General features: G+C 30.2%; 10 protein-coding genes. 5 read left to right on the forward strand and 5 right to left on the reverse strand.

The window, feature by feature from the left end; all coding sequences use genetic code 11:
• Positions 1 to 110 precede the first annotated feature (110 nt).
• Positions 111 to 977: a sigma-70 family RNA polymerase sigma factor gene (locus tag BUC03_RS03375; RefSeq protein ID WP_073148255.1), complete on the forward strand. Its 867-nt coding sequence runs from the start codon at positions 111 to 113 to the stop codon at positions 975 to 977.
• Positions 978 to 1,033: 56 nt separating this feature from the next.
• Here BUC03_RS03375 and BUC03_RS03380 read toward each other — a convergent pair whose 3' ends face one another.
• Positions 1,034 to 1,981 (reverse strand): aldo/keto reductase, encoded by a 948-nt coding sequence (locus BUC03_RS03380; protein WP_073148257.1) that lies wholly within the window; start codon positions 1,979 to 1,981, stop codon positions 1,034 to 1,036.
• Positions 1,982 to 1,993: 12 nt separating this feature from the next.
• Positions 1,994 to 2,719 carry an SDR family oxidoreductase gene (locus BUC03_RS03385; protein ID WP_073148259.1) on the reverse strand — a complete coding sequence of 242 codons (726 nt, stop codon included), beginning with the start codon at positions 2,717 to 2,719 and terminating at the stop codon, positions 1,994 to 1,996.
• Positions 2,720 to 2,899: 180 nt separating this feature from the next.
• Between BUC03_RS03385 and BUC03_RS03390 the strand changes: the two genes are divergently transcribed.
• Together BUC03_RS03390 and BUC03_RS03395 are read left to right on the forward strand one after the other, a co-directional pair.
• Positions 2,900 to 3,673 carry a DUF1206 domain-containing protein gene (locus tag BUC03_RS03390; protein WP_073148261.1) on the forward strand — a complete coding sequence of 258 codons (774 nt, stop codon included), beginning with the start codon at positions 2,900 to 2,902 and terminating at the stop codon, positions 3,671 to 3,673.
• 10 nt (positions 3,674 to 3,683) lie between these two features.
• Positions 3,684 to 5,987 carry a transglycosylase domain-containing protein gene (locus BUC03_RS03395; RefSeq protein WP_073148263.1) on the forward strand — a complete coding sequence of 768 codons (2,304 nt, stop codon included), beginning with the start codon at positions 3,684 to 3,686 and terminating at the stop codon, positions 5,985 to 5,987.
• Positions 5,988 to 6,013: 26 nt separating this feature from the next.
• On the opposite strand, the gene BUC03_RS03400 is transcribed toward BUC03_RS03395, so the two are convergent.
• On the reverse strand, positions 6,014 to 6,931 hold the full coding sequence (locus BUC03_RS03400) for an SdiA-regulated domain-containing protein (RefSeq protein ID WP_073148265.1): 918 nt from the start codon (positions 6,929 to 6,931) through the stop codon (positions 6,014 to 6,016).
• The gene (locus BUC03_RS03405) at positions 6,915 to 9,161 is read right to left on the reverse strand and encodes an FUSC family protein (RefSeq protein WP_073148267.1); all 2,247 of its coding nucleotides are present in this window, start codon (positions 9,159 to 9,161) and stop codon (positions 6,915 to 6,917) included. Before BUC03_RS03405 ends, BUC03_RS03400 begins: the two co-directional genes overlap by 17 nt.
• Positions 9,162 to 9,306: 145 nt before the next feature.
• On the opposite strand from BUC03_RS03405, the gene BUC03_RS03410 reads away from it, so the two are divergent.
• Positions 9,307 to 10,587 (forward strand): mechanosensitive ion channel family protein, encoded by a 1,281-nt coding sequence (locus BUC03_RS03410; protein ID WP_073148756.1) that lies wholly within the window; start codon positions 9,307 to 9,309, stop codon positions 10,585 to 10,587.
• 68 nt (positions 10,588 to 10,655) lie between these two features.
• A complete protein-coding gene (locus BUC03_RS03415; RefSeq protein WP_073148269.1) occupies positions 10,656 to 11,276 on the forward strand; it encodes a YqaA family protein in 621 nt (206 codons plus the stop codon).
• 70 nt (positions 11,277 to 11,346) lie between these two features.
• Here the strand turns inward: BUC03_RS03415 and BUC03_RS03420 are convergent, their stop codons facing one another.
• Positions 11,347 to 12,846: a DEAD/DEAH box helicase gene (locus BUC03_RS03420; protein ID WP_073148271.1), complete on the reverse strand. Its 1,500-nt coding sequence runs from the start codon at positions 12,844 to 12,846 to the stop codon at positions 11,347 to 11,349.
• Between the last annotated feature and the right edge of the window lie 249 nt (positions 12,847 to 13,095).

The raw sequence follows: 13,095 nt of genomic DNA on the forward strand, positions 1-13,095 counted from the left end.
CTGTGATTTTTTTGTTTATAGCATTATTAGTTATATCTATCTAAAAATTTGGAAATGTGGATTAAAAATGTTATAATGATACAGAATATCAATTACAAACAAGTACACATATGAGACAGCTTAAAATTACCAAGCAGGTTACCAACAGAGAGTCCAAGTCTTTAGACAAATATCTGCAAGATATTAGCAAAGTAGATTTGATTACCGCAGAGGAAGAAGTTGAGTTAGCCCAGCGTATTAGAGAAGGTGATCAGCGTGCTTTAGAAAAATTAACCAATGCAAACCTTAGGTTTGTGGTATCTGTAGCAAAACAATACCAAAATCAAGGATTAAAACTCCCAGATTTAATTAATGAAGGAAATGTAGGTTTAGTAAAAGCTGCCAAACGTTTTGATGAAACTAGGGGTTTTAAATTTATATCTTATGCTGTTTGGTGGATTAGACAATCCATTTTGCAAGCTTTAGCAGAGCAGTCTCGTGTAGTTAGGTTACCGCTTAACAAAATTGGTGTAATTAACAAAATTAACAAAGCATACTCTCATCTAGAGCAATCTTTAGAGAGACCTCCATCTGCTCCAGAAGTAGCAAACGAGTTAGATATGCCTGTGGGGCAAGTAAAAACTGCCATGAAAAATTCTGGTAGACACCTTTCTATGGATGCACCATTTAAAGAAGGTGAAAATGACTCTAACTTATATGATGTATTAAGTTCTGGAGAGTCTCCAAACCCAGATGATAATTTAATGCGTGATTCTTTAAGTATTGAAATTAACAGAGCTTTAGACACACTTTCTACAAGAGAAGCAGATGTAATACGCTTAAATTACGGTATTGGCAATCAGCCTGCAATGACGCTACAAGAAATTGGAGATACGTTTGACTTGAGTAGAGAACGTGTTAGACAAATAAGAGAAAAAGGGATTAGACGATTAAAACACCAGTCTAAAAACAAAATATTAAAAAAGTATTTAGGATAATAAAATAAAAAAAGCGTGATTATAAAATCACGCTTTTTTTATCTCTTAAAGATAAATTATTTGCTTACCTCATTAAGTTTATTCATTTCATCTTCTGATAAATCTAAAGATATAGCTTCATCAAAAGCTTTAATATGAGATGATTTTGTAGCACTTGCTATAGGTGCAGTAACTCCAGGTCTATTAATTACCCAAGCTAACGCAACTCCTGCATTACTTACATTATGATTTGCAGATATTTGATCTAACGCATCTAAAATTTCTAAACCTTTTCTGTTTAAATATTTCTTTACAAAGTCTTTTCGCTGCTTACCTTCAAAATCTTCTTCTTTTCTGTATTTACCGGTTAAAAAACCGCTAGCTAAAGAAAAATAAGTTGCTACTCCTACCCCATTTTCATTGCAAATATTTTTAATATCTCCTTCAAAATCATTTCTTTCTACTAAATTATATTGCTGCTGAAAAACTTCATATTTTGGTAAATCACTATTTTTTGCAGCGTTTAAAGAATCTTGCAATCTAGAAGGTGACAAATTAGATGCTCCAATATGTCTAACTTTCCCCTCTTTTATTAACTTTTGGTATGCTTCTAGAGTTTCTTCTACAGGGGTTTTATCATCATCCCAATGCGTGTAATACAAATCTATATAATCTGTTTTCAGTCTTTTTAAAGAGTCTTCTACCGCTTTTAAAATGTAAGATTTAGAAATATCTTTTGCACCTTGCCCCATATCTGAGCCTACTTTGGTATGCAAACTAATTTGGTCTCTCACTCCTTTATCTTTCATCCATTTACCAATAATTGTTTCAGATTCTCCTCCGTTGTTTCCTTCTGCCCAACGAGAGTAAACATCTGCTGTATCTATGGTATGATAACCCTTCTCAAAAAGTTCATCTAAAATTTTAAAAGATTCTTTTTCATTTAACGTCCATCCAAAAACATTTCCTCCAAAAATTAAAGGATCTGTTTCTAGTGCTGAACTCCCAAATTTTTTCTTTTTCATAGCATTAAATTTTTATTTTTTATCTGGTCGTGATGGTCTTACCTCTATTTTACTAGGTAAGGTTCTTTTATTCATTTTGAATAAGTCTACCACAATTTCACCAATATCTTCAATCTGTATTTTCCAAGCCTCAGCCTCTTTTTTCTCTTCTGGGTCATTTCCATTAAAATGAGTAGAAACAGATCCTGGCATAATGGTAGAAACGCTAATTCCGTATTCTCTCACATCTAGCATTAAAGCTTGAGAAAAACCAGTTAATCCAAATTTACTTGCGTTATATGCGGTTCCTTGTGGGAAAAAATTGGTACCTGCTAAACTAGAAATTGTGATAAAATAACCTTCAGATTTTTTTAATTCTTCTAAAGAAGATTTTACAGTGTAAAATACACCAGTTAAATTAGTATCAATGGTTTCATTCCATTGCGTTGGTGTTAAATCTGTAATGTTAGCAAAATGACCAAGTCCTGCATTTGCAATTACAAAATCTACCTGTCCAAATTCTGCAACCGTCTTTTTAATAGCTTCTTCTTGGTCTTTTAAATTTCTTACATCTGCCTCTAAACCTAGTGCTTTAGCATCTGTAGTGGTTAATTGTTTTGCCGCTTTTTCTGCAGACTCTAAAGATCTACTCGTTATTGCTACATTAACCCCTTGATTGATTAGAGCTTGCGCAATACCAAAGCCAATACCTTTGCTACCTCCGGTTATAAAAGCTGTTTTATTCTTTAAATTATTCATGGTTGTTGAGTTTTATTTGAAGATAAAGATATTGTAGAATAAAGAAAAAACAGTAGATATTATTGGCTTTTTGAAGAATTTAACGTTGAAAATAATGCTTGTTAAACTTATATGAATTTGACTATAATTTTTAGATAGTAACTGTAAATTCCCTTCCAAAAAACAACTAATCAACTGAAAATGAAAAACTCTACTAAAAAAATTGCGAAATTTGGCTTTTTTGCAAAAGGAAGTATTTACCTAATCTCTGGCACATTAACATTATTAGCCGCACTAAATATGGGAGGCTCTAAATCTGGTAAATTTAAAGTATTAGATTTTTTAGAAAAACAACCTCTAGGCAATGTAATACTTATAGTTTTAGCATTGGGTCTTATTTCTTACGCTACCTGGAGGTTTATACAATGTTTTAAAGATCCAGAGCAAGAAGGTAGCGATACTAAAGCAAAAATTAAAAGAGCTGGTTTTGGGGTAAGTGGTTTAATTTATTTAGTATTAGCTGGTATTGCTATTAAAAAAGTAGTTTCTAGCTCTGGTGGCTCTTCAAATACCCAAAATTACATAGATATGTTTGGTACAACCGTGGTAGCTATTGTATTTATAGCAATTGGTATTGCTCTTGCTGTTAAGGCTGTGTTTCATTTAAAAAAAGCTTATCATAAAAAATTTATGGATGAATACTCTATTGCTAATCTTAAATACCATACGCTAGCAAAAAACGCAGGCTATTTTGGTTACTATGCAAGAGCTGTTGTAGAGGGTATAATCGCTTTTTTCTTTTTAAAAGCAGGATTATATTCTAGGCAAAATGAAATTAAAGGCACAGAAGATGCGTTTTCTTTTTTGCAAAATTCTAGCTACGGAAGTATTCTTTTGGGTTTAGTTGCGGCAGGATTGGCAAGTTATGGTATTTTTGTTCTTCTTTTGTCGAAGTACAAAAGGTTTGATAATTAATGAATAATTTATGTGGAAGAGATTTTTTAAGAATAAATGGATAAAGCGATTATTATATTTATTCTTACTTATAATTATTGCTTTTGTTGGTTTTTATGCTAGTATTTATTTAGGTTTTTGGGGAGAAATACCTACCAAAAAAGAACTTAGTGAACTTAAACAAAGCCAAGCTACAGAGATACTAGATAAAGATGAAAAACTTTTAGGTAAAATTTATATATATGACAGGCAGTCTATAAGTTACAACAACTTACCTAAACATTTAATTGATGCTCTTGTTGCTACAGAGGATGTTCGATTTTATGAGCACGACGGGGTAGACAACCAAAGTTTATTACGTGTTTTTTTCAAAACTATACTGCTTTCAGATAAATCGTCTGGTGGCGGTAGTACCATTACCCTTCAACTTGCTAAAAATTTATTTGGCAGACAAGATTACGGTTCTCTTGGTATAGTAGTTAATAAAATTAGAGAAAGTATTGTTGCTAAAAGAATGGAAGAAATTTATTCTAAAAACGACATACTTACTATGTATTTTAATACCGTTCCGTTTAGCGATAATACTTACGGAATAGAAAGTGCATCTCTAAAGTTTTTTAATAAACACGCTCAAAACCTAACTTTAGCAGAGGCTGCAACCTTGGTAGGCTCTTTAAAAGCTAATCACAGCTATAATCCAAGATTATATCCAGAGAGAAGCCAATTAAGAAGAGATGTTGTTTTACAGCAAATGGTAAAATATGGTTATGTTTCAGAAAAAATAGCCAATCAGGCTATGCAAGATAAAATTGCATTAGACTACCAATACTTTGCTCCTAATCAAGGAATAGCTCCTTATTTTAGAGCAGCTATTACAAAGAAACTAGATAAAATACTAGAAGACAAAGATTACTTAAAACCAGATGGTACCAATTATAATATTTATAGAGATGGTTTAAAAGTTTATACCACGCTAGATATTACTATGCAAAAATATGCAGAAGATGCAATGCGTGAACATATGCAAAAACTACAGCAAGCCTATGAAAATGCCTACGGTAATAAAGCACCTTGGCTTACCAACAAAAAAATATTAGAAAGCAACAAGAAAAAATTAAAGCGTTACCAACAACTTAAAAAAGAAGGTTTATCTGAAAAACAGATAGAAGATAGCCTACTTGTAAAACGAGAAATGGAACTTTTTAATTGGGATGGTAATAAAGTGGTAAAAGCATCTACTTTAGATAGTTTACAACATTATTTAAAGTTTTTAAATAGCGGTATGGTTGCTTTAGACCCGAGTAACGGATCTGTACGAGCGTATATTGGCGGGGTAGATTATAGGTATTTTAAATACGACCATGTAGCACAAAGTAAAAGGCAAGTAGGCTCTACCTTTAAACCATTTGTATATACTGCAGCCATAGAAAATGGTATGGAGCCTTGTACTTATTTTCCTGTAAAAGAAGTGACTTATACAGATATGGATAATTGGACACCTAAAAATTCTGGAGGTCTTAATGATCCTGATTTAAATTATTCTTTAAAAAAAGCACTTAGTAACTCTGTAAATACTATTGCTGTTAAAGTTATTAATGAAGTAGGAATAGAAAAGGTAATAGAGCTAGCACATAAAATGGGCATAGAGTCAGAAATTGAAGAGGTTCCTTCTATAGCTTTAGGTACAGAAAATTTAGGGCTTATAGAGCTTGCTAAAGCTTACACCTCTTTTGTAAATAAAAGCAAGCCAAGCACTCCATTATTTATCACTAAAATTGAAGATAAAAATGGAAATTTAATTTATAAAAATGAATTAGAAGATAATACCCCACCAGCGTATAGTGACTACACAAGGCAAGTAATGCTAGAGTTTATGAAAGCTACCATTAATGAGGGTACTGCTACAAGAATTAGAAAAACCTATGGTTTAACTAATGATATTGCAGGGAAAACAGGTACTACACAAGATAATAAAGACGGTTGGTTTGTAGGGATTACTCCAAAATTGGTAACTGTTACTTGGGTTGGTAATGATGAGCAACGTATTGGTTTTAGTAGTACTGGTATTGGTCAAGGAGCCAACTCTGCATTGCCTATTTTTGCTAATTTCATGAAAAACATAAACGCAGACGATAAATTTAATAATATAACCACTGCTAAATTTGAAACTCCAGATGACGAGGTAATGGAAGATTTAGCATGTGAACCAATAAAAGAAGATGGTTTTCTAAAAAAACTTTTTAAAGGAAACAAAGACGAGAAAACATTTAAAAAAGAAAAGAAAAAAGGAGGAATTTTCTCTTTTTTGAAAGGGAAAAAAGAAAACGAAGACTAACGTTTTCTTTTTTCTTTATTTAATTACTACAATTTATTAATAGAATCTTCTTCTATTTTAGATTTATCTTTTGGCGGACCTTGAAGCTCTACTTCTAAAATATTAGCAGGGTTCCACTCCCCTTCATTACTAATAAACATTTTTCCTTTAGGAGAAAAAGTTATTCCTTCTGGCTGAGGAAAATCTGATGGATTAAATACATATAGATCTTTTGCTTCCCAATTGCTATTTAATATTAAAAGTTTCCCTATTACACCATCTAACATATAAATATCTCCAGTGGTAGGGTGTATTTTAATTTCTGAAGTTCTAAACACTCTTGCACTTCCTGCACTTTCTAATCCTTCAAATATGGGGTTGTCATAATTCAGTTTAAAGACAGGAGTTTTATTTAGTTTATTGGTAGTTAGTGAAAACTCAAAAACAGGTTTAAAATTTTTGTCTTTATCTGGTCCGCTTTCTTTTGCTGCTAATAACAAACGATTATGCTTTTTATCGTAGCACAAACCTTCAAAATTATATTCATAAGAGAGACTTGAGTTTAGCTTTTCTATTTTAGGATTTTCTACAGTAATATCGTCTATTTTAAAAATTTCACCATCACTTCTTAATAAGTAAGCTTTATTTTCTACAGTTGCTAAACCTTCAAAATCATCATTTTTAGAAAAATTTATCTTCTTTTCTATGGTTTTACTTACTAAGTTAAAAATAAATACATCGCCCACTTCATCTTGAACGCAAGCAATTCTTTCATTATCTAAATAAGATATACCTGAAACTTCTTCTAATATACGCGGTAACTCCCATTTATTTACAATCTTAATTTGACTAGCATCTGTATATTCTACATAGTACTTGTCTTTAGAAAAATATACAATTACACTAACCAACACCAAAATACCTATGGTGATAAAAAATGGTGGACTTTTAAAATAATCTTTCATAAGTAGCTTTACTATTTACGTTTTTTAAATTTAAGGAGACTTGATGAAGCCATTTTAACTGTTCTGATATTAATTGAGCTTCTTGCATTTGCACTCTTAACGGCAAACTAATTTCTTCTTTACCTTCTTCTAACTCTTTATTACGTAAATGATCTAATTTAGAGTACTGTTTATTTAAATATTTATCTACGTCACTAAGGCTTTTATCTTTAGCTTTAATTTTTTCTGGAGATTTATTTAACTGTGTTAACGTATCATTTAAATTCTCTAAAATATGAGCTATATAAGATTCAAAATAAACAGAAGCTTCTGTAGTTTTATGGCTTCTTATAAAACTACCTAAACTTGCTAATGAAGACAAAAAAGTATAATTTAAAACGGTGTACCTATACAAATGGCTATATTCTTTTTGTTTTGATTTAGGTTCTTGTGAGGTACGTTGAAATGCAGCGCTAAGATTTCCCATAGCTAAGAAAGCTTCTTTTCTAGCTAACTTATACGCATTAGTTAATCTACCTTTTTTGTTGTAAAACTGTTCTATTTCTTTTAAGTAATTTATATTTTTTTCTATAACATTAGCTAAGGTATTTTCTATTGCTATATGCTCCCAAGTTGGTAATATAAATTTGTTACCTAAAAATGCTAAACCTGCACCCACTAAAGTATCTAATACCCTATACTGAATAACATTAAGTGCATTAGGTTGTAATAATGCATACAGAAAAACTACATTTAAAGTTATAAATGCTGCTGCTCCCACATAATTTTTTTGTAGCATAGAAAATGCTGTGATTAGTGATATCACCGCTAGAATTATATAGATATACGGATCATTTACTAACAAAACAATACCTATTGCTACTACTCCACCTATTAGAGTACCTATAATTCTTTTTTTGGTTCTTTCTTTGGTTAACCCGTAGTTTGGCCTCATTATAACCACGACGGTTAATAAAATCCAATAAGAGTTTTGAAGATCAAAAACATGGCCTAAAATTAACCCTAATACCATTAAAATAGCCAATCTTAAACTGTGTCTAAATATTGTTGAAGATAAACTGAAGTTTTCTGCTAATATTTTAAACGAATAATCTGTTGGAGTTAAAAACTGGTCTGGTCTTTTTAATTTTACATTTACCGCATCTCTTTGTTTAATATTACCTAAAACTCTTTCTATAGATAATATTTTTTGATGTTGTTTTTTTTCAAAATCTAATAAATTACGCATCAATAAAACCGTAGGTCTAGATTGTGGGTACTCTTCTGTCTTTTTATAGGTTTCTATTAATTGCTCTACTTCTTTAATTAATTGAGCAGTTTTATTAGTTATTGTTAATCTATTGCCATCTATAAATACTTCAGAAATATGATTTAACCTTCTACCCATTTCTAAAATGAGTTTTTTTAATGCTACTATAAGCTCTGGAAACTCTTTGTTAAGCTCATCTACTTTCTGAAAATTAACAGGGTGTGCAATACCAAGCTCTAAAATATCTACTAGTTCTATAAATATTAAAATCTGTCTTCTAGATGAGTTAGATCTTCCAGATTTCTGACGACTGCTTAGTAATGCTTCTCTTAAATTTTCATGAAGCTCATTAATAGATATTTGTAAATTAAATTGCTCTGTTAAATATTGTTCTCTATCTACATCTTCTGCAAGTTTTGCTCTAATAGATAAAAATTTTCCTGTTAAAGATGCTGTTTCTCCTAGTAAAACTTCTGTATGCTTCTCTGGTCTTAATAACAAGTAAATAGAACTTAAAATGATGTACCACAAACCACCTAAGGCTATATAAAGTGCGTGTAGAAAAATATCATCACCACCTAAACTAGAAAAACTTAAAACACTAGCTATTAAGCCTGTAAAAGTTACTAAAGAAGCCCTAAATCCGTATACAGAAATAAATGCAACGCTAAAAAATACAACAAAGAAAATAGGTAACTCTAACCAAAAATTAAAATTTAATAAACCACCAATTATAGTTACTGAAACTCCTAAAAATACCGCAGAAAGCATTCCCAATAAACGATGTCTAAAATTACCAGGTACATCACCAGGAGCTACTAAAAAAGAACCTATTGCCATACCCACCCCTATTGGCATCATATTTAAATAATACCCCGCAGAAACTACAGAAACAATAGAAATAGCTAAGATAAGTCCCCTAGAAAAATCTGTTCCAGAAACATATCTAATAATATGAGTTTTTAGTTGAGTAATATTCATTATAGACAGTTACAAAATCTAGCGCAAATTTATCTAAACGCTTTAACTTTTAGGTTGGTTTAAGAATAGTTTATAAATTATAAGATACATGGTTTTGTTCTTGGTTGTAAAAATTATCAACCTTATTTTTGCAGAAATTTTTAAAATGGAGTTAGAATATATTACCAGGTATTTTTACAAAATATTTATAGGCTTTGGTTGGTCTGAAAATATGGCTGCGTTAGGTAATGTTATTATTAACACAGTTCTTTTATTAACTATTACCTACCTGTTTAATAGTTTAATGAGAAGCCTCTTTAAAAAAGCATTAGGAAACATCTCTCAAAAAACAATTTCTGAATTTGATGATTATTTATTTCACAACAAAGTATTGCTTCATTTTTGCCATTTACTATCTATCTTTATTATAAAATGGTTAATGCCTTTAATTTTAGAAGATTATGCTCATTTAAAAGATGAAGTAGATATCTTACTAAATATCATTACTGTATTTTTAGTAATTACCTTTATAAGAAGTATTTTACATACCATTAAAGATTATTTAAAATCTCTTAATAGCTTTAAAGACAAACCTATTGAAAGTTATCTACAAGTATTTTTAATATTTTCTTGGAGTGTTGGTTTTATAGTAATCTTCTCTATTTTAACAGGTAAATCTATTGTAGAGTTTTTAACCGCTTTAGGGGCTATTTCTGCCATTATTTTATTAATTTTTAAAGACACCATCTTAGGTTTTGTGGCTAGTATACAAGTTTCTGTAAATGATACCGTAAGAATTGGAGATTGGATTACTATGGAAAAATATGGAGCAGATGGAGATGTGATTGAAATTAATTTAGCCTCTGTTAAAATTAAAAATTTTGACAATACCATTACCACTATCCCAACTTACTATTTAATTTCAGATTCATTTAAAAACTGGAGAGGGATGAGTGTTTCTGGAGGTAGAAGAATAAAAAGAGCGCTCTTAATACAAGCTACAAGTATTCATTACATAAATGACGAACAATTAGAGAAATTTAAAAAAATACAATTGATTAAAGATTATTTAATTAATAGAAAAAACGATATTGACAATTTTAATAAAGAAAATAATATTGATAAAGAAGTTTTACTTAACGGAAGAAATATGACAAATTTCGGAATATTTAGAAAATATGTAGATACTTACTTAAATCAACACTCTGCAATTAATAAAGACATGATGATTATGACGAGACAGCTAGAGCCTACAGCACAAGGCATTCCGTTAGAAATTTACGCCTTTAGTAAAGATAAAGTATGGAAAAACTATGAGCATATTATAGCAGATATTTTTGATCATTTATTGGCAGCAACTCCTTATTTTAATTTAGAATTGTACGAATTACCTACTGGTTACGATTTTAGAGAGATAAGTAATATGAACCCTACTTTTAAAGCATAATACATTAACTAATTCTTATCATTTATTTATTGTCTTGTATGTAAATACAACTTATTTTTACCACCCTAATGAAGAACAAACGCCCGTCAAATAGAAAACCTAAATGGAAACTTTTACACCAATATTACTCGTATACCGGGTTTTATAGTTTTGTAGGTAAAAGTTTATTAAAGGCTGCAATACCTATTTTGTTATTTGTAGTTGCATTAATATGTGTTCACTTTTTTGTAATAGATATTAATGACATTTTATTATACGTAACCGATAACTTCCCTCCTATTGGAGTATTATCTGTTTTCTTTGCTTCAGAATCTATATTAGGTTTAATACCACCAGAAATATTTATTGCTTGGTCTGGTAAATCTGCCCATCCAGAATGGTATTTAGCTGCATTAGCTACATTATCTTACTGTGGTGGTATTTTATCTTACTTTATGGGAAGAGGTATTGCAAGTATTCCCTCGGTATTTGTGTATTTAGAAGTTAAAATGGCTAAACACATTAAAAATATGCGTAAATGGGGAGGCTTTTTAATTATAGTGGGAGCATTATTACCTGTACCATTTTCTATCTCTAGTATTGCTGCAGGAGTTATTAAGTTTCCTTTTGGTAGTTACTTATTATTTGGTTTATTACGTTTTTTACGATTTTTTATATACGGAGTCGCTATTTTTGAAGCACTTAACTAATTTATAATATTTCTATAAAAAAAGCCAGATGATTTTAATCATCTGGCTTTTTTCTTTCTGCTACAAAAACTTAATCTTGAAACATTTCATTAATTCTAGATCTTAGTTTTCTGTTATAATCTTCAAACAACCAATCTCTATAATTTTTAGTATTATTAATAATACATCTAGAGTAACGTTTAACGCGATCTCTAATATCTCCGCTTAATTCTCTTGCTAAGATTCTAGCATCAAAAACATCTTCACTATTTTCTACACACATTTGCGCGTGTTGATCTATAGATTCTTCTAAAACTTTTTTAGATTTTTCGCCATTATTTACAGCAGACTCATAAGCCTCTTTAATGTCAAACTCTATATTTTCTGAGTTTTTAAACATTTCTCTTACCTCTTCTGGCATTGTATATTTAAACTCGCGTTCAATATCTTCATCAGAAGTAATATTTTCTAAATAATAGTCTGGGTTTTTAAAGATTTGTTGCCAATCTACGGGAGCATCCCACAAACCAAATCTTGCCGCGTTATTACCTAAATCAATAACACTAAAATCATCTTTGCCAGGCAATTTACGAGATCCCCTACCAATCATTTGATAATATAATGTAAGAGATTTTGTTGCTCTGTTTAAGATTATATTTTCTACAGTAGGCTCATCAAAACCTGTTGTTAAAATACTTACAGAAGTTAAGATAGCATCTGGTTTTTCTTTAAACCACTTTAAAATATCTTTACGCTCTTTTTTACTATGCGTATTATCTAAATGTCTTACCTCGTAACCTGCATCTTTAAAAGTTTGATATACATACCAAGAGGTATTAATACCATTGTTAAAAATTAAGGTCTTTTTACCTTTACAACGCTCTTCATATGCTTGTACTAATTTTTCTTGCATAGTAAAATTAGTATATAAATCTTCAGAAGATTTAACGGTGTAATCTCCATTTATACCAATTTGCAAAGAGGTTAAACCAACGTCATAACTATAAGTTTTTGCTTTTGCTAAAAACCCTTTTTCTATTAAAGAAGGTATAGAGTTACCAACAATAAGCTCTTTATAATTATCTTTCATTGGTAATTTTATATTAGAACTTAACGGGGTTGCCGTTACTCCTAAAATGAAAGAATTTTCAAAATATTTAAAAAGCTTAGTAAAAGAGTTGTAGTGCGCCTCATCAATAATCACTAAACCAACATCAGACACTTCAAGTTTATCATCACTTAGTCTGTTGTTTAAAGTTTCTACCATTGCTACAAAACATTGATATTCGTCTTGGTCTGGTAGTTCTTTTACTTTACTGTTGATGATTTTATTGTTTACATTAAAACCTTTCAACATTTTAGAAGTTTGCTTACACAATTCTATACGGTGTGTAAGTATCACAACTTTTTTATTAGTTTGTGCTATGTATCTTCTTACAATTTCAGAGAAAATTACTGTTTTTCCTCCTCCTGTTGGAAGTTGATATAATAAATTAAAATTATCTGGAGACTCATTTAGATAACCAAATATCTTTTGTAAATCTGCCTCTTGATAATCGTAAAGTTTCTTTTCTGCCACTTTTTCAGCCATAAATCGTTTCTCCTGAACTTAAAATTATTAAAATAAAACCTTGCAAAATTAGTCAGTTTAAAAGGTTTATTGAAATATTTAGGCATTAAATCTTAATTTAATTTTATTCTATTCATTGTCAAACCCTTATAAACGCATATTTTTAAAAGCCAAAGCCAGAGAAGTACTAGCAGAAATTAAATGTGCTTTTTTTTTGAAAATTATAGCAAAATATAAAGAAAGGAAGTTTTAAAAATTTATTTTTGTATC

The organism is Mesonia phycicola (assembly GCF_900141885.1).
In the GTDB taxonomy this organism is placed as follows: Bacteria; Bacteroidota; Bacteroidia; order Flavobacteriales; family Flavobacteriaceae; genus Mesonia; species Mesonia phycicola.

Excerpts from the sequence above, each read along its gene's own strand:
- BUC03_RS03375 (WP_073148255.1), top strand. The coding sequence starts at position 111 with ATGAGACAGCTTAAAATTACCAAGCAGGTTACCAACAGAGAGTCCAAG.
- BUC03_RS03380 (WP_073148257.1), bottom strand. The coding sequence starts at position 1,981 with ATGAAAAAGAAAAAATTTGGGAGTTCAGCACTAGAAACAGATCCTTTA.
- BUC03_RS03385 (WP_073148259.1), bottom strand. The coding sequence starts at position 2,719 with ATGAATAATTTAAAGAATAAAACAGCTTTTATAACCGGAGGTAGCAAA.
- BUC03_RS03390 (WP_073148261.1), top strand. The coding sequence starts at position 2,900 with ATGAAAAACTCTACTAAAAAAATTGCGAAATTTGGCTTTTTTGCAAAA.
- BUC03_RS03395 (WP_073148263.1), top strand. The coding sequence starts at position 3,684 with ATGTGGAAGAGATTTTTTAAGAATAAATGGATAAAGCGATTATTATAT.
- BUC03_RS03400 (WP_073148265.1), bottom strand. The coding sequence starts at position 6,931 with ATGAAAGATTATTTTAAAAGTCCACCATTTTTTATCACCATAGGTATT.
- BUC03_RS03405 (WP_073148267.1), bottom strand. The coding sequence starts at position 9,161 with ATGAATATTACTCAACTAAAAACTCATATTATTAGATATGTTTCTGGA.
- BUC03_RS03410 (WP_073148756.1), top strand. The coding sequence starts at position 9,307 with ATGGAGTTAGAATATATTACCAGGTATTTTTACAAAATATTTATAGGC.
- BUC03_RS03415 (WP_073148269.1), top strand. The coding sequence starts at position 10,656 with ATGAAGAACAAACGCCCGTCAAATAGAAAACCTAAATGGAAACTTTTA.
- BUC03_RS03420 (WP_073148271.1), bottom strand. The coding sequence starts at position 12,846 with ATGGCTGAAAAAGTGGCAGAAAAGAAACTTTACGATTATCAAGAGGCA.